Below are 15,123 nucleotides of genomic sequence, written 5' to 3'. Positions count from 1 at the left end.
GATCGCCGTGCTGCTGCTGGCCATCGTCATCGCCACTCGCACGTCGATCGGCGCCCAGCTCACCTACGCCCGGGAACTCAACGAGGCACCCCGGCTGATGGCCATCATGATCGTCATCCTGGTGGTCGGCCAGCAGGTCGGCGAGGGTGGTCCGGTCGACCACCAGGGCGATCGCCCCGTCCACCGCCAGCCAGACGTCCCGCAGCGCGGTGGCCACCCCTCGGTAGCCGGCGCGTTGCGCCGGCAGGCCCCGCACGCTGGTCAGCGTGCCGCCGACGGCGCGCAGCACGTCGCCGACGGTGATCTCCGCCGCGGGGCGGGACAGCGCGTAGCCGCCCTCGGTGCCGCGGTGGCTGTGCAGCAGCCCGGCCCGACGCAGGTCGAGCAGGATGACCTGGAGGAAGCTGAGCGGGATGCCCTGGCTTGCGGCCAGGTTCGCCGCCTTGACCAGCTCGCCGCCGCCGTACCCCCCGTCGCCGGCGGGACCGGCGGCGTCGGCGACGGCGAGCATGGCCCGGAGCGCATAGTCGGCGCGGGCGGAGACGTACACGTCTCAGTTTCCGGCCTGGTCCAGCACGCCCCACCGGCGCCGGATCGCCTTGTCGGCGGCGCCGAAGGCGGAATCGACCAGCAGACCGACCACCAGGATGACGATCATGATGGCCATCAGCCGGGGTGCCTCGTTGAGTTCCCGGGCGTAGGTGAGCTGGGCGCCGATCGACGTGCGAGTGGCGATGACGACCAGCAGCTCGCCGGCCATCAGGCTGCGCCAGGCGAACGCCCAGCCCTGCTTCAGCCCGGCGACGATGGCCGGCAGCGCGGCCGGCGCGATGACGTACCGGTAGAGGCCGAGCCCGCGGGCGCCGAGGTTCCGGCCGGCCCGGACCAGCAGCGGCGGTACGTAGTCGACGCCGTGGATCACGCCGTTGGCGACCGACGGGGCGGCGCCCAGCACCACCACGAAGAAGATCGCCTGCTCGCTGAGCTGGAACAGCAGGATGGCGAGCGGGAACCAGGCAATCGACGGCATGGTCTGCAACGCGGTGATCATCGAGCCGAGCGCGGCCCGGAGCACCTTCACCCGGGCCACGGCCAGGCCGAGCAGCAACCCGACGGCGACCGCGGCGGCGAAGCCGACGGCGGCCCGCCGGGCCGTGGTGGCGAGGCCGTCCCAGAGCGCGGGGCTGACGAGATAGTGGCCCAGGTCCGCGAAGACCACGGCCGGCCCGGGCAGCGCCCACGGGTCCTTCCAGCCGGTCCAGACCACCGCCTGCCAGATGCCGATGGCCAGCGCGAGCGCGGCCAGCTTCGGCCAGGTCGCCGACCAGGTGCGGCGCAGCCGGGACGGCCCCTTCTCCCGGCCGGCGATCTCCAGCGCGTCCAGTCCGGAGATCTCCGCGTCGGTACGCGGGATCCCGGCGAGCGTGTCACTGGCCATGGCGGCCTACCTCCGTACGCAGGCGGTCGGTGACCTCGGCGGCGATGGACGCGATCTCCGGGGAGTCGATGCGTCGGGGCCGGGGCACGTCGACCCGGGTGGACCAGATGATCCGGCCGGGCCGACTGGAGAGCAGGATGATCCGGTCGGCGAGGCGGGCCGCCTCGCGGACGTTGTGGGTCACGAAGAGCACGCTGAGCTGCCGCTCGGACCAGATGCGTTCCAGCTCGTCGTGGAGGATGTCCCGGGTCATCGCATCGAGCGCGCCGAACGGCTCGTCCATCAGCAGCACCGGAGTGTCCAGGGCGAGGGTGCGGGCCAGCGCCACCCGTTGCCGCATCCCGCCGGAGAGCTGGTGCGGGCGCTTGCGGCCGAAGTCAGCGAGGTGGACGGTACGCAGCAGTTCGGCAACCTTCGCCCGGCGCTCCGGCCGGGGTAGCCCGCGCAGCTTCAACGGCACCTCGACGTTGGCGTCGACGGTGAGCCAGGGGAAGAGCGCCGGCTCCTGGAACATCAGGCCGGGATTGACCCCGTCGCCGAGCTCGATCCGCCCGCCGCTGAGCCGGTCCAGCCCGGCGACCAGGTTGAGCAGCGTGCTCTTGCCGCAGCCGGAGGCGCCGACCAGGCAGACGAACTCGCCGGGGGCGACGTCCAGCGACACCCCGTCCAGGGCCAGGACGGCGTTGTCGCCGTGGCCGTACACCTTGGTCACGCCCTGCAGCGCGACCGAGCCGGTCGCGCCGCGGGACGTGGTGGTGGTCGCCGTCACGGCTGGCTGACCTCGGGCTCGCCCTGCGCCTTGAGCACCTCGTTGAGGTACGTCAGGTCGTAGAGGCCGTTCAGGTCGACCGGCTGGGTCAGCTCGACGGCGACCGCGTGGTCCAGGCCGGTCTTCAGCGAGGACGCGATCGGGTCGTTGGTGAACTCCAGGGTGGGCCATGCCTGCTTGATCAGCTTGACGTCCAGCGGCTTGCCGGTGATCTTGCCGATGTGGTCGGAGACGGCCTGCTGGGCCTCCTCCGGCTTGGTGTTGACGAAGTCGTTCGCGGCGACCTGCCCCTCGACCAGCTTCTTCACCACGTCGGGGTGGGCCTTGAGGAACTTGGTGCTGACGATCAGGTTGGTGATGACGAACTTCTTGTCCGGCCAGAGGTCGCGCTCGTCGACGAGCACCTTGCCGCCGGCGTTGACCAGCCGGGAGACGTACGGCTCGGGCACCCAGGCGCCGTCGATCGCGCCGCTGGTGAAGGTCTCCACCGTCTGCGCGTTCTCCTGCGGGACGACCTGTACGTCGCCGCCGCCCTCCTTGGTGGTCTTCAGGCCCTTCTCCTTGAGCCAGTAGCGCAGCGCCACGTCCTGGGTGTTGCCGAGCTGCGGGGTGGCGATCTTCTTGCCGCGCAGCTGCTCGACCGAGGTGATCTCCGGCTTCACCACCAGCGCCACCCCGCCCGAGGCGGCGCCGGAGACGACGCGGACCGCTTCGCCCTTGGACTTGGAGAAGGCGTTCACCGTCGGGTTCGGACCGATGTACGTGGCGTCCAGCGCGCCGGAGAAGATCGCCTCGATGGCCGCCGGGCCGGCGTTGAAGGTCTTGGTCTCCAGGGTCACGCCGCTGCCGAGCTTCTCCTTGAAGATCCCCTTCTCCACGCCGACCACGGCCGGGGCGTGGGTGATGTTCGGGAAGTAGCCCAGCCGCAGGGTCACCGGCCCGGAGCCGGCAGCGGCGTCGGAGTCGTCGCCGCAGGCCGCGGTGGTGCCCAGGGTGGCCGCGCCGACGACGGCGAGGGTGGCCAGGGAGACCAGCCGACGGAAGGGGAGGCGTCTCATCGTGTGTCCAATCCCAGTATTCCTACTTAGTTAGTAGGAACAGTGGAGCAAGGTCGGAGCGGCGTCAAGACCCATCTCAGAATTCCCCGCAACTCCTACCCGTATGGTCGGGTTTGCGGCACCGGTCGGCCCCTCGGCTGCCGCCACGGTCCGGAGCACGCCGGCGACGCCGTCCGCCGCTGCCGGCAGGACCCCGGTACGTGGGGTGCCGGCGCGTTAAGGTCGATCTCGTGCCGACGCGCAGAGCGAAGATTCCAGCGACGACGTACCCGGTCGAGCGGTTCACCCTCGACAACGGCCTGCGGGTGGTGCTCACCCCCGACCGCAGCGCCCCGGTGAACGGGGTGGCGGTGGTCTACGACGTCGGCATCCGCTCCGAGCCCGAGGGGCGTACCGGCTTCGCGCACCTCTTCGAACACCTGATGTTCCAGGGCTCGGAGAACCTGGAGAAGCTGGCCCACTTCCGGCACGTGCAGGGCGCCGGGGGCACCTTCAACGGCTCCACCCACCTGGACTACACCGACTACTTCGAGACGCTGCCGAGCAACGCCCTCGAACGGGCGCTCTTCCTCGAGGCCGACCGGATGCGCGGCCCCCGGCTGACCGAGGAGAACCTGCGCAACCAGGTCGACGTGGTCAAGGAGGAGATCCGGGTCAACGTGCTCAACCGGCCGTACGGCGGGTTCCCCTGGCTGACCCTTCCGCCGGTCATGTTCGACACCTTCCCGAACGCGCACGACGGCTACGGCTCCTTCGACGACCTGGAGTCGGCCACCGTCGCCGACGCGGCCGACTTCTTCCGCCGCTATTACGCCAGCGGCAACGCGGTGCTGGCGGTGAGCGGCGACATCGACGTGGCCGAGGCGACCGAGCTGATCGAGCGCCACTTCGGCGACGTGCCGGCCCGGCCCGCGCCGGAGCGTCCCGACTTCGCCGAACCGGACCTGACCGCCGAGCGACGCACGTCGTACACCGACAAGCTGGCCCCGCTGCCGGCGGTGGCCGGGGCCTGGCGGGTGCCCGACCCGGTGACCGACTTCGCCGGCTACCTGGCGTACGTGGTGCTGGCCGAGGTGCTCACCGACGGGGATGCCTCCCGGCTGGTCGAGCGGTTGGTCCAGCGCGACCGCACGGTCACCAGCCTCGGCGGCTACCTCGGCTTCATGGGCGACCCGTTCGACGTGCGCGACCCCACCGCCCTGTTGCTCCAGGCCCACCTGCCACCCGGCGGCGACGTCGACAAGGTGCTGCGCACCATCGACGAGGAGCTGGACCGGCTCGCGACCGACGGGCTCACCGAGGGCGAGCTGGACCGCACCCAGGCCCGCATGGCCACCCACCTGCTGCGGGACACCGACGCGGTGCTCGGCCGGGCGCTGCGGATGGCCGTGCTCGAACAGCAACGCGGCGAGCCGGGCCTGCTCAACGAGCTGCCCCGGCTGGTGGGCGAGGTCACCGAGGAGCAGGTACGCGCCGCCGCCGCCAGCCTGCGGCCCGAGCGCCGCGCGTCCATCGAGGTCATCGCCGGCGGTGCCCGGTGAGCGCGAGGAGTGAGCCGGGTTTGCGAGCCCCGCAGTCGCGAACGAAGACGGGCCCGGTGAGCGCGAGGAGTGAGCCGGGTTTGCGAGCCCCGCAGTCGCGAACGAAGAAGAGCCCGGTGAGCGCGAGGAGTGAGCCGGGTTTGCGAGCCCCGCAGTCGCGAACGGAGGAGGGCCAGTGACGGCAACCGTGGAGACCGGGACCCGGCCGCTGCCGCCGCTCGGGCCCACCCGCAAGCTCAAGCTGCCCAAACAGGCCGAGCGGACGCTGGCCAACGGGCTCACCGTGATCGCCGTACGCCGACCCGCCGTACCCCTGGTCGAGCTGCGGCTCTGGATGCCGTTCGGCCGTACCCACCTGGCCCGCGGCGCGATGCTCGCGCAGACCATCCTCTCCGGCACCGAGACGAAGACCGCCACGCAGATCGCCGCCGAGCTGCAGAAGGTCGGCGGCGGGCTGTCCGCCGGCCTCGACCCGGACCGGCTGATGCTCTCCGGCGCCGGGCTGGCCACCGGCCTGGGCCGGATGTTGGAGATCCTCACCGACGTCCTCACCAACGCCACCTACCCGGCGGACTGGGTCGGCACCGAGCGGGACCGGCTGATCGACCGGATCCAGGTCGCCCAGAGCCAGCCCGCGCACCTGGCCCGCACCGCCCTGCTCAAGCGGATCTACGGCAAGCACCCGTACGCGGTGCAGACGCCGGAGCCGGAGCACGTCCGCGCGGTCAAGCCGCCCGCGCTGCGCCGGCTGCACGCCGAGCGGGTGCACCCGGCCGGTGCGGTGCTGGTGCTGGTCGGGGACGTACACCCGGATCGCGCGCTGGACGCCGCCGAACAGGCCCTTTCGGTGTGGCAGGGCGACGGCCACCCGGCCGAGCTGCCGCCCGCCCCGCCGCTGGAGCCCGGCCCGCTGCTGCTGGTCGACCGGCCCGGCTCGGTGCAGTCCTCGCTGCGGGTCGCCCTGCCGGCCGTCCCGCGCACCCACCCCGACCACGCCGCGCTGCAACTGGCCAACCTGCTCTTCGGCGGCTACTTCTCCTCCCGTTGGGTGGAGAACATCCGCGAGGACAAGGGCTACACCTACGGCCCGCACTCACTGGTCGAGCACTCGGTGGCCGGGTCGGTGCTGGTCGCGTCCGCCGAGGTGGCCACCGAGGTGACCGCTCCGGCGCTGCTGGAGACCATGTACGAGCTGGGCCGGCTCGCCGCGCTGCCGCCCAAGCCGGACGAGCTGGAGCAGGCCCGCCAGTACGCCCTCGGCACGCTCCAGCTCGGCATGTCCACCCAGGCCGGGCTCGCCTCGCTGACCAGCGCGTACGCCGGCAACGGGCTGCGCCTGGACTTCCTCGCCGAGCACGCCGCCCGGCTGGCCAGGGCGACGGCCGACGACGTCGCCGAGGCGGCCGCCCGCTACCTGTCCCCGGCGAAGGCGGTCACCGTGGTGCTCGGCGACGCCGAGCGGGTCGCCGGTCCGCTGGCCGCCCTGACCGCGGTCCGGACGGAACCGGCGTGAGCGGAGAGACCGCCCCGCCGCTCGCCCGGTCCACGCTGGACCGGGCGGCGCATCGGCGTACCGACCCGGGTTGGCTCGCCGAGGCGTGGGAGCGGGCCCGGGTGCTGGTGCTGGACTCGACGCAGGAGGGCCGCGCGCTGGTCCGTGGGGAGGCCGCCCCGCCGGCCCTGGTGCTGCTCGACTCCGGCGACCTGCCGGCCGTGCCCCGGTCGGTGCCGATGTTCCTCGGCGTGGAGCCGGACGGCGTACCGGTCTTCGCGGTGGACGGCCCGCTGCCGGAGTTGCCCGACACCCGGGCGGTCAGCCTGCGCGAGGTGGGTCACCTGCTGGTCGACCGGGACGCCGGTATCTTCACCACCGCGCTCGCCCTGCTCAACTGGCACGTCCGGCACGGCTACTCCTCGGTCACCGGGCACCCGACCCAGGTGGACGAGGCCGGGTGGTCGCGGATCGACCCGGACGGCGACCGGGTCTGGCCGCGTACCGACCCGGCGATGATCGTGCTGGTGCACGACGGGGTGGGCGGCCCGGAGGGTCGCTGCTTGCTCGGCAACAACGCCATGTGGGCGAGCACCCCGGGCGAGCGCCGCTACTCCTGCCTCGCCGGCTACGTCGAGCCGGGGGAGTCGGCGGAGGCCGCCGTGCTCCGCGAGGTCAGCGAGGAGGTGGGCGTCGCGGTCGAGGAGATCGCGTACGCGGGCAGCCAGGCCTGGCCGTTTCCCGGCTCGCTGATGCTGGGCTTCCTGGCCCGGGCCGACGCGGACGAGCCGGTCCGGGTCGACCCGGCGGAGATCGCCCACGCCCGCTGGTTCACCCGGCGCGAGATCGGCACGGCCCTCGCCGGCCACCCGGTCGACGTCGGTGAGGGCAACCGCCTGGTCCTCCCGCCGCCCTCCTCGATCGCCCTGTTCCTCATCCACCGCTGGCTCGACGGCCACTGCTGAGCCCGGGCCCGGCCGGACGGGGCCCCGGCCCGTGACCGTCGTTGCCGCGGCGGACACGGGCCGGGAACACGGGCCGTCGTGGACGGATGGAGCACGGGGCCCGGCGGGGGAGCGCCGGTCCGACCACGACGGACGTCGGGTGCGGGTCAGGTCCAGCGGTACGGATCGCCCGGGTCGCGGTCCTCGATCGGGAGTACCTTGACCCGTTGCTTTCCGGCGCGGACCGCGCCCACGGTGGAGAGCGCCCGGGCCAGCAGCAGTGCGGCGTCCCGGTCCTCGGCGTGCACCACCTGACGGCGCGGCTCCGGCGTGGTCGTCTCGTCCCGCAGCCGGCCGCCGCCGGCCCAGACGGCCGCCATGTCGGTCTCCGCGGCCGTGCGGATGTCGGTGCGAACGATCAGGAACCGCATGGGTGTTCCCCCGGACGAAACGCGACGGACGAGCACGCTCTGGAACTTCCACGTCACTCTTTCGTCATGTTACGCGCGGCGCTGGTCCCAGCAAGTGAAACTCGACTATCGATGACGGGCGTCGACCGATCGGGGGACCCCCTGGTCAACAGGGTTGTCGCGGATGGACACGCGACGGGGCCGCCGGCGCGATGCCGACGGCCCCGGACACTCGCCGGTTCAGGTCAGGTCGAACTGCCCGTTCTTGGCGCCGGCGAGGAAGCCCCGCCACTGGGCCCGGCTGAACAGCAGCACCGGGCCGCCCCGGTCCTTGCTGTCCCGCAGCGCGACCGCTGCCCCGGTGCCCAGCGGGGCGACCTCGACGCAGTTGGAGGTCTGGCTGCGCGTGCTGGTGCGCCACGGGGCGTCGGCGAGATGCCGGGCGAGGTCGGACGAACCGGTGCGGATCTCGTTCATCTTCTACTCCTGATGTGGACTGCTCCGATGGGCGAGTGAAGCCGCGGGTCGGACGGCGGGTGCGGCGGTCAGCGGTCGGTCGTCAGCGGGCCCGGCGCGCGGCGGCGTTGGACCGGTGCGGCCACCGAACCCGGCGCCACTGTGGACCCGGCGGGGTCGGTCTGCCGTCCGGTCGCCTCGATGAGCCAGGAGAGGGTGTCCGATGCGGAGAGCGCCGCCGAGCACAGCCACTCGAACACCACTTTATAGCGATTTAGGGTGTTTACCTCGGTCGACATGACGTCGGTGAAGCCACCTTCGATCGCGAGCGTCTCCGGATCGAGGGGATCGGCGAAGCGGTAGACCGAGAAGGCCGTCGGCGGCAGGTACCAGTCGGCGACCCGGGTGTCCCGCAGCAGCAGGTGCAGGGTGACGTTCGGCAGCATGGCCAGGTCGCAGAGCTGGACGAGCTGCTCCCGCAGCACCTCCGGCGGGCCGGCCCGCCGGCCGAGGGCCGCCTCCTCCAGCACCGCGGTGTAGCGGGGCGCGTCGGGGGAACGGGTGAGCAGCGACTGCCGGGCCAGCCGGGCGCGTACCTCGGTCTCCGGATCCTCGACGTCCGGCTCGCCGGCCTCGTCGGCGACCTGGGACGCCGAGATGATCCGGTACCGGGCGTACCCGGGGGTCTGTAGCAGGCCGGGTACGAGGACCGGGTTGTACTCCCAGATCTGCGCGCAGCCCGCCTCCAGTTCGGCGAAGCCGCGCTGCTGCTGGGTCATCACCGGGAAGTTGCGCAGCCAGCCGCGCATGTCCCCGGCTTCCCGGGTGATGCCCAGCAGCTCGTCACGCAGCTCGTCGTCGACCTTGTAGAGCGTCAGCAAATCGGCGACGTCCGCCGGGTCGGGGCGGCTGCGGCCGTTCTCCAGACGGGACAGCTTGGACGCGGACGCCCAGCCGATCCGCTCGATGACCTGGTCCCCGGTGAGACCGGCGGCCTCGCGCAGCCGGCGCAGCTCGGTGCCCAGCCTGCGTCGGCGCAGGATCGGGCTCGGTGCGGCAGGAGGCACGGTTGTCCTCTTCTCCATCGACCGTCGTTCGGAGGCGACGGTAACCGTCTGAAATTCGGCCCCCACGGTCAGTATGGACGGCCGGGTCCGGTGCCGGCGGTCCGCGCGAGGGCGTGTCTTCGGACAAAAAGAGGACGAAAGACGCGAAGAGCGGCCGCCCCGGAGGGGCGGCCGCTCTTGGCAGGCCGAGGCGGGGGTCAGCCGCCGATGCTGGCGAGGTGCTGCTTGACCTGGGTGATCGACGGGTTGGTGAGGGCGCTTCCGTCGGCGAACCGCAGGGTCGGGACCGTCTGGTTGCCGCCGTTGACGCTCATCACGAACTCCGCGGCCTTCGGGTCCTGCTCGATGTCGACCACCTCGTACCCGATGCCCTCCCGGTCGAGCTGCGACTTCAGCCGGTGGCAGTAGCCGCACCACGGGGTGGAATACATCGTCAACATGCTGAGATCCTCCAACGATCCGGTCCGGCGGCTCACGATCAAGCCAGGCTATCGCTGCAACGTCGGGGGAGCCTGAGATGATTCCTGGCTGTGGCGGTTCACTCAGCGGCGGAACGGGTGCTGGCCGGACTGGATCCGGAGCAGCGGTCCGCGGTGACCGCCCCGGCCGGTCCGGTCTGCATCCTGGCCGGCGCCGGGACCGGCAAAACCCGCGCGGTGACCTCCCGGATCGCGCACCGCGCGCTCACCGGTGGCATCTCCGCCCGGCACGTGCTGGCTGTCACCTTCACCGCCCGCGCCGCCGCCGAGATGCGGGCCCGGCTCACCGCACTCGGCGTCGGCGGCGTGCAGGCCCGCACCTTCCACGCGGCGGCGCTGCGTCAGGTGCGCTACTTCGCCCCCCGGCTGTTGGAGGGGCGGGCCATGCCGGAGCTGCTGGACAGCAAGGTCCGGGTGGTCACCCTCGCCGCCGCCAAGGTGGGACTGCGGGCCGACCGAGCCGCCGCCCGGGACCTGGCCGGGGAGATCGAGTGGGCCAAGTCGTCCCTGGTCGAGCCGGGGGAGTACGTGATCGCGGCGGCCAAGGCCCTGCGGGACACCCCGTACGAGCCGACGAAGGTGGCCGAGGTCTTCGCCGCGTACGAGAAGATCAAGCGCGGCAACGGCGTGATCGACTTCGAGGACATGCTCCGGGCCGCGGTCTGGGGCATCGAGGAGCACCCCGACGTCGCCGAGCAGGTCCGCGGCCAGTACCGGCACTTCGTCGTCGACGAGTACCAGGACGTCAACCCGCTCCAGCAGCGGCTGCTGGAGGCCTGGCTGGGCGGGCGGGACGATCTCACCGTGGTCGGCGACGCCAGCCAGACCATCTACTCGTTCACCGGGGCCACCTCGTCGTACCTGGTCGACTTCCCGCGCCGGTACCGCCACGCCACCGTGGTCCGGCTGGTAAGGGACTACCGCTCCACCCCGCAGGTGGTCGGCCTGGCCAACGCGGTGATCTCGCAGGCGCGCGGCGCCGAGGCCCGGCTCCGGCTGGAACTGCACGGGCAGCGGCCACCGGGCCCGGAGCCGGACCTGCGGATCTTCACCGACGAGCCGGCCGAGGCCAACGCGGTCGCCGCCCGCTGCCGGGCGCTCATCGACGGTGGTACCCCGGCCCGGGAGATCGCGGTGCTGTTCCGCACCAACGCGCAGTCCGAGGCGTACGAGAAGGCGCTCAGCGAGGCCCAGGTGCCGTACGTGGTGCAGGGGGCGGAACGCTTCTTCGAGCGGCCCGAGGTGCGGCAGGCGATGGTGGCGTTGCGTGCCGCCACCCGGTCGATCCCGGGGGAGACGCCGTTGCCGGTCGCCGTGGTGGAGGCGCTCGGCGCGGTCGGCTGGGCGCCCGACGCCCCGCCTGCCGGTGGCGCGGCCCGGGAACGCTGGGAGGCGCTGGCCGCCCTGGTCCAGCTCGCCGAGGAGTACGCCTCGACGCCGGAGGTGCTGCCGATCGGCCAGGCCGCCGCAGTGGAGCGGCCGGTGACGCTGGGCGACTTCAACGAGGAACTGGCCCGCCGCGCCGCCCAGCAGCACGTGCCCACCGTCGAGGGGGTGACCCTGGCCTCGCTGCACTCCGCCAAGGGCCTGGAGTGGGACGCGGTGTTCCTGGTCGGCCTGTCCGAGGGCACCCTGCCCACCACGTACGCGAAGACCCCCGAGCAGGTCGAGGAGGAGCGACGGCTGCTCTACGTCGGGATCACCCGGGCCCGGGAATGGCTGTGGTTGTCGTACGCGGTGGCCCGCTCGCCGGGCGGACGGGCTCGGCGGCCGTCCCGGTTCCTGCCCCAGCTGGACCGGTCGGGCGGCACCGAGCGGGCCGGTGCCGGCACGGTGCGGCGGACCGAGCGGCGGCGCACCCAGGTGGTCTCCTGCCGGATCTGCGGCGCGACCCTGCTCGCCGGCGCCGACCGCAAGCTGGGCCGCTGCCCGACCTGTCCGTCCGATATCGACGAAGAGCTCTACGAGCGGCTGCGGGAGTGGCGGCAGCGGGTCGCCGGCGCGCAGAAGATCCCCGCTTACGTGGTCTTCACCGACGCCACGCTGACCGCGCTGGCCGAGCGGAAGCCCGGACGCACCGAGGAACTGGTCGCAATCGCCGGGATCGGCCCCCGCAAACTGGGTCTTTACGGGGATACCGTGCTGGCCCTTGTGGGGGGCGCGGCGGTGGACGACGTCTGCCCGCAGAAAAGTTTCGAAAACTCGCCGTAAATCGTTTGCCCTCGCCCGGAGGCGAGGAATAGCCTCATGGCACACCTCGCGAGCGGCGCAATTCCGGCTGCTCACGAGGGCTGAGACCGAGTCGGCACGAGGAACGTGAGGGAGGTGGCACCCGTGGAGATCTTCACCTATGAGCGTCCGGCGGCGATGCCAGCTGCCCGCGCTCCGCTGTCGGCTGTCCGGGTGGCCCTTGCCGCCACGCGACCGTCGGTTCCGCAGGTGCACCAGGTCCAGGTTCAGGCCGAGCTGAACCTGACCGTCGCGCCGATTGCCGGAGTCGAGGGCACCAGTGGCTTCACGGGCATGGGCATCGGTGTCGCCAAGAAGCGCACGGATGTCCGCGGCGTTCCACCTCGAGGTAGACCGGTCTGAATCATCAGACCACCGGCTCACCTCGAGGCCGCGGAACCCGCATACCGGGATCCGCGGCCTCAGTTTTTTGCCCCGCCGAAGTAGTCGGAAATGCGATCCACGAGATCGAAGTGAGAGAGAGGTGACCGGGCGATGAGTCTGGCGTTGGCCCCGCTCGACGTGACCGTCGAGGTGGAGGCGAACCTGCCCTGCCGGAAGTTCGACCCCGACCTGTGGTTCTCCGACTCGCCTGCCGAGCTCGAGCTGGCCAAGTCGCTCTGCGGGGACTGCCCGCTGCGCGTCGAGTGCCTCGCCGGTGCGGTGGAGCGGGTCGAGCCCTGGGGCGTCTGGGGTGGCGAGATCTTCGAGCGTGGCGCGGTCGTTCCGCGCAAGCGGCCCCGTGGCCGTCCGCGCAAGGAGGACGTCGCCCGTGACGCCGCTCTTCGGGTCGAGGCCGAGGCGCGACTGGCGGCCAGTGGGCTGTCCAAGTCGCGTAACACGGTCCGGCTGGCGGCCTGACAACTTCCCGATCCGCACGTCCCCGCCGGTGTCATACCGGCCGTGAGAAAGCTGAGACCCATGCTGCACCTGCCGAATGGAACCGAGATGCAACTACTCCACGAAGCGTTGTCCCGGGCTCGAATGCGCCGGCCTCAGGCCGGTCGTACCACCACGAGCACTGAGGCAACCCGTTCCGCCCGTACCGTCGCCATGAAGAGCCGGAGCCAGTCGGCTCGCGACCTGGGCACTCTCTAGATCCGTACCGAGAAGAGGGGCGGCGGCCGGAGATCCGGCCGCCGCCCCTCGGCGTCTTTTCGCCCGCCTCACGCCACCGGGGCGAAGCCGGGCAGCCAGCGTTCCAGGATCGCCCGGTACGGCGCCTTGGCCTCCAGCTGGCAGAGCACCCCGATCGAGCCGAGCGTCACCCGGTGGATCATCAGGTACGACGGGGGCAGGTTGAGCTGCCGGCCGAGCTGGTGGGCAGGTGAGCGGGGGTTGGCCAGCCGGGCGGCCTCGGCCCGCAGCCAGGCCCGGGTGAACCGGAACTCGTCTGAGGCGATCGGCTCGAGCATCGGGCGAAGGAAGTCCAGGAGCGCCTCGCCGTCGATCGGCTCGGTGGCGTTGACGAAGCCCTCCTCGCGCAGGCCCGCCACCACCCCCTCCGCGTCCTCGCGCAGGGCCAGCGCGGCGATGCGGCCGATCGGTTCGGGTGTGCCCTCCGGCATCCGGGCCACCGCACCGAAGTCGATCACCCCGAGCCGGCCGTCCGACAGCAGCCGGAAATTGCCCGGGTGCGGGTCGGCGTGCAGCAGACCGGCCCGCATCGGGGCCGACAGGTGCAGGACGGCCATCAGCCGCCCGGCCTCGTCGCGCTGCTCCTCCGTACCCTCGCGGATGATCTGCGCCAGCGGGGTGCCCTGGACCCACTCGGTGATCAGTACCCGGGGCGAGGCGTCGAGCACCTCCGGGATGAAGATCTCCGGGTCGTCCTCGTACGCGGCCGCGAAGGCGCGCTGCGACTCGGCCTCCAGCTCGTAGTCGAGCTCCTCGGTGATCCGTTCGCGCAGCTCAGCAAGGAGCGGCTTGACGTCCAGCCCGGGCTGGATCGCGCGGAACATCCCGCCCAGCCGGGAGAGCTGCTTCAGGTCAGCGAGCAGGGCGTCCCCGGCGCCCGGGTACTGGATCTTCACCGCCACGTCCCGGTGGTTCGGGGCGCCGGCCGGGCCGTACCCCGGGTCCCGCCAGATCGCGCGGTGCACCTGGCCGATGCTGGCCGCGGCGGCGGGGGTGTCGTTGAACTCCACGAAGCGGTCCCGCCAGTCCGGCCCCAACTGCTCGGCGAGCACCTTGTGCACGGTCGCCGCGGGCAGTGGCGGGGCGGCCTCCTGGAGCTTGGTGAGCGCCTGGCGGTACGGACCGGCGATCTCCTCCGGCAGCGCCGCCTCGAAGACCGACAGCGCCTGGCCGAACTTCATCGCCCCGCCCTTGAGCTGGCCCAGCACGCTGAACAGCTGCTCGGCGGTGCGCTGCTGGATCTCGGCGGAGATGACGTCGGACGCGAGCCCGGTGACCCGCTTGCCCATCCCGAGGACGGTCCGACCGGCGAAGCCGAGCGGCAGGGCGGCGAGCTTGGCGGTCCGGGACACGGCCCGGCGCGGGATGTCGGTCACCCGGTCATTGTTACCGACTCGGCGGCCCCGCTGCTGCTACGAAGCCCGGCTGGGGCGGTACTGAGCCTGATCTCCGGTTTCCCGCACACCCGCAGGAGGGATGCGGCGGCCAGACCCGCCTGCGGAAGCGTCCGGCGCCGCCTATCTCGACCGCGCAGCCGAGCGTTTCCGGGGTACCGCCGTCCAGGTGGGCCAGCGCCTCCGCGGCCGCGTACGCCACCGCGGCGAGCACGGTGCTGGCGGCGCACGCCTGGTCCGGGTCGTCGGCGGCGAGTTGGGCGGCGAGCGCCGGCCAGTCCGGATCCCGGTCGACCCGGTGCAGGTCGACGCAGTTCAGACAGGGCCCGACCGGCGGCCGGACCAGGGGACCGACCACCGGCACGCCGCCGCGCAGGCCGACCAGCAGATGCGGCTGGCGGCGCTGGGCGTACCGGGCGGCGAGCAGGGCGGCGGGCCGGTCGGTGCCGAGCTGGACCACCAGGTCGATCGGGCTTCGGCGCAGCGGCCGGGTCTCGGTCCCGGGTGCTGACCGGGCGAGCAGGCCGCGGAGCGTGGCGCTCAGTGGCCGGCCGATCTCCGCGGCGGTGAGGCCGGTGCCGATCAGGTCGCCCGGGCGGACCGGGCCGGGCAGGTCGGGATCCAGGTGCCCGACGCCGGCCTGCGCCAGCGCGACGGCGAGCGGCCCGCCCAGGTGCTGCGCCGCCGACGGACCGCCCGGGTCCTGGTC

The 15,123-nt window shown here is 72.5% G+C and carries 15 protein-coding genes and 1 pseudogene; 6 read left to right on the top strand and 10 right to left on the bottom strand.

Annotated features, from left to right (window positions below; translation table 11 throughout):
- Positions 1 to 127 precede the first annotated feature (127 nt).
- The 4 genes and pseudogenes from DKL51_RS21775 to DKL51_RS21760 form a co-directional block, all read right to left on the bottom strand.
- Positions 128 to 550 (bottom strand): annotated as a pseudogene (locus DKL51_RS21775) (RrF2 family transcriptional regulator); the annotation flags it as partial.
- Positions 551 to 553: 3 nt separating this feature from the next.
- Entirely contained in the window at positions 554 to 1,438 is an 885-nt protein-coding gene (locus tag DKL51_RS21770; RefSeq protein WP_109946818.1) for an ABC transporter permease, read from the bottom strand.
- Complete coding sequence (locus DKL51_RS21765) at positions 1,428 to 2,207, bottom strand: ABC transporter ATP-binding protein (protein ID WP_109946817.1); 780 nt, start codon at positions 2,205 to 2,207, stop codon at positions 1,428 to 1,430. Before DKL51_RS21765 ends, DKL51_RS21770 begins: the two co-directional genes overlap by 11 nt.
- A complete protein-coding gene (locus DKL51_RS21760) occupies positions 2,204 to 3,265 on the bottom strand; it encodes an ABC transporter substrate-binding protein (RefSeq protein ID WP_109946816.1) in 1,062 nt (353 codons plus the stop codon). The genes DKL51_RS21765 and DKL51_RS21760 overlap by 4 nt, the downstream gene beginning before the upstream one ends.
- Positions 3,266 to 3,495: 230 nt before the next feature.
- On the opposite strand from DKL51_RS21760, the gene DKL51_RS21755 reads away from it, so the two are divergent.
- The 3 genes from DKL51_RS21755 to nudC all read left to right on the top strand — a co-directional run bounded on the left by DKL51_RS21755 (position 3,496) and on the right by nudC (position 7,263).
- Complete coding sequence (locus DKL51_RS21755; protein WP_124812424.1) at positions 3,496 to 4,806, top strand: M16 family metallopeptidase; 1,311 nt, start codon at positions 3,496 to 3,498, stop codon at positions 4,804 to 4,806.
- Between the two features lie 175 nt (positions 4,807 to 4,981).
- Positions 4,982 to 6,319: a M16 family metallopeptidase gene (locus tag DKL51_RS21750; protein WP_109946814.1), complete on the top strand. Its 1,338-nt coding sequence runs from the start codon at positions 4,982 to 4,984 to the stop codon at positions 6,317 to 6,319.
- Positions 6,316 to 7,263 carry an NAD(+) diphosphatase gene (nudC, locus tag DKL51_RS21745; protein ID WP_109946813.1) on the top strand — a complete coding sequence of 316 codons (948 nt, stop codon included), beginning with the start codon at positions 6,316 to 6,318 and terminating at the stop codon, positions 7,261 to 7,263. The genes DKL51_RS21750 and nudC overlap by 4 nt, the downstream gene beginning before the upstream one ends.
- A gap of 146 nt (positions 7,264 to 7,409) precedes the next feature.
- Here the strand turns inward: nudC and DKL51_RS21740 are convergent, their stop codons facing one another.
- The 4 genes from DKL51_RS21740 to DKL51_RS21725 form a co-directional block, all read right to left on the bottom strand.
- Positions 7,410 to 7,673, bottom strand: a complete 264-nt coding sequence (locus DKL51_RS21740) for a hypothetical protein (protein WP_109946812.1) — start codon at positions 7,671 to 7,673, stop codon at positions 7,410 to 7,412.
- A 219-nt stretch (positions 7,674 to 7,892) separates the two neighbouring features.
- Entirely contained in the window at positions 7,893 to 8,129 is a 237-nt protein-coding gene (locus tag DKL51_RS21735) for a DUF397 domain-containing protein (protein WP_109946811.1), read from the bottom strand.
- 68 nt (positions 8,130 to 8,197) lie between these two features.
- The gene (locus DKL51_RS21730) at positions 8,198 to 9,175 is read right to left on the bottom strand and encodes a helix-turn-helix domain-containing protein (RefSeq protein ID WP_109946810.1); all 978 of its coding nucleotides are present in this window, start codon (positions 9,173 to 9,175) and stop codon (positions 8,198 to 8,200) included.
- 197 nt (positions 9,176 to 9,372) lie between these two features.
- On the bottom strand, positions 9,373 to 9,615 hold the full coding sequence (locus DKL51_RS21725) for a mycoredoxin (RefSeq protein WP_109946809.1): 243 nt from the start codon (positions 9,613 to 9,615) through the stop codon (positions 9,373 to 9,375).
- Between the two features lie 90 nt (positions 9,616 to 9,705).
- Here DKL51_RS21725 and DKL51_RS21720 point away from each other — a divergent pair, with 90 nt between their 5' ends.
- The 3 genes from DKL51_RS21720 to DKL51_RS21710 all read left to right on the top strand — a co-directional run bounded on the left by DKL51_RS21720 (position 9,706) and on the right by DKL51_RS21710 (position 12,744).
- Positions 9,706 to 11,865 carry an ATP-dependent DNA helicase UvrD2 gene (locus DKL51_RS21720; protein ID WP_109946808.1) on the top strand — a complete coding sequence of 720 codons (2,160 nt, stop codon included), beginning with the start codon at positions 9,706 to 9,708 and terminating at the stop codon, positions 11,863 to 11,865.
- 123 nt (positions 11,866 to 11,988) lie between these two features.
- Entirely contained in the window at positions 11,989 to 12,246 is a 258-nt protein-coding gene (locus tag DKL51_RS21715) for a hypothetical protein (RefSeq protein ID WP_109946820.1), read from the top strand.
- Positions 12,247 to 12,378: 132 nt separating this feature from the next.
- Positions 12,379 to 12,744, top strand: a complete 366-nt coding sequence (locus tag DKL51_RS21710; protein ID WP_109946807.1) for a WhiB family transcriptional regulator — start codon at positions 12,379 to 12,381, stop codon at positions 12,742 to 12,744.
- A 305-nt stretch (positions 12,745 to 13,049) separates the two neighbouring features.
- Here DKL51_RS21710 and DKL51_RS21705 read toward each other — a convergent pair whose 3' ends face one another.
- Positions 13,050 to 14,396 (bottom strand): ABC1 kinase family protein, encoded by a 1,347-nt coding sequence (locus DKL51_RS21705; protein ID WP_109946806.1) that lies wholly within the window; start codon positions 14,394 to 14,396, stop codon positions 13,050 to 13,052.
- A 10-nt stretch (positions 14,397 to 14,406) separates the two neighbouring features.
- Positions 14,407 to 15,123: TOMM precursor leader peptide-binding protein (locus tag DKL51_RS21700; protein ID WP_148097823.1), on the bottom strand; the 717-nt coding region annotated here is incomplete at its 5' end.

Source organism: Micromonospora globispora, assembly GCF_003857015.1.
GTDB lineage: Bacteria > Actinomycetota > Actinomycetes > Mycobacteriales > Micromonosporaceae > Micromonospora > Micromonospora globispora.
This window is presented reverse-complemented; position numbering and strand designations above follow the sequence as displayed.

Excerpts from the sequence above, each read along its gene's own strand:
- DKL51_RS21770 (WP_109946818.1), bottom strand. The coding sequence starts at position 1,438 with ATGGCCAGTGACACGCTCGCCGGGATCCCGCGTACCGACGCGGAGATC.
- DKL51_RS21760 (WP_109946816.1), bottom strand. The coding sequence starts at position 3,265 with ATGAGACGCCTCCCCTTCCGTCGGCTGGTCTCCCTGGCCACCCTCGCC.
- DKL51_RS21740 (WP_109946812.1), bottom strand. The coding sequence starts at position 7,673 with ATGCGGTTCCTGATCGTTCGCACCGACATCCGCACGGCCGCGGAGACC.
- DKL51_RS21735 (WP_109946811.1), bottom strand. The coding sequence starts at position 8,129 with ATGAACGAGATCCGCACCGGTTCGTCCGACCTCGCCCGGCATCTCGCC.
- DKL51_RS21725 (WP_109946809.1), bottom strand. The coding sequence starts at position 9,615 with ATGTTGACGATGTATTCCACCCCGTGGTGCGGCTACTGCCACCGGCTG.
- DKL51_RS21710 (WP_109946807.1), top strand. The coding sequence starts at position 12,379 with ATGAGTCTGGCGTTGGCCCCGCTCGACGTGACCGTCGAGGTGGAGGCG.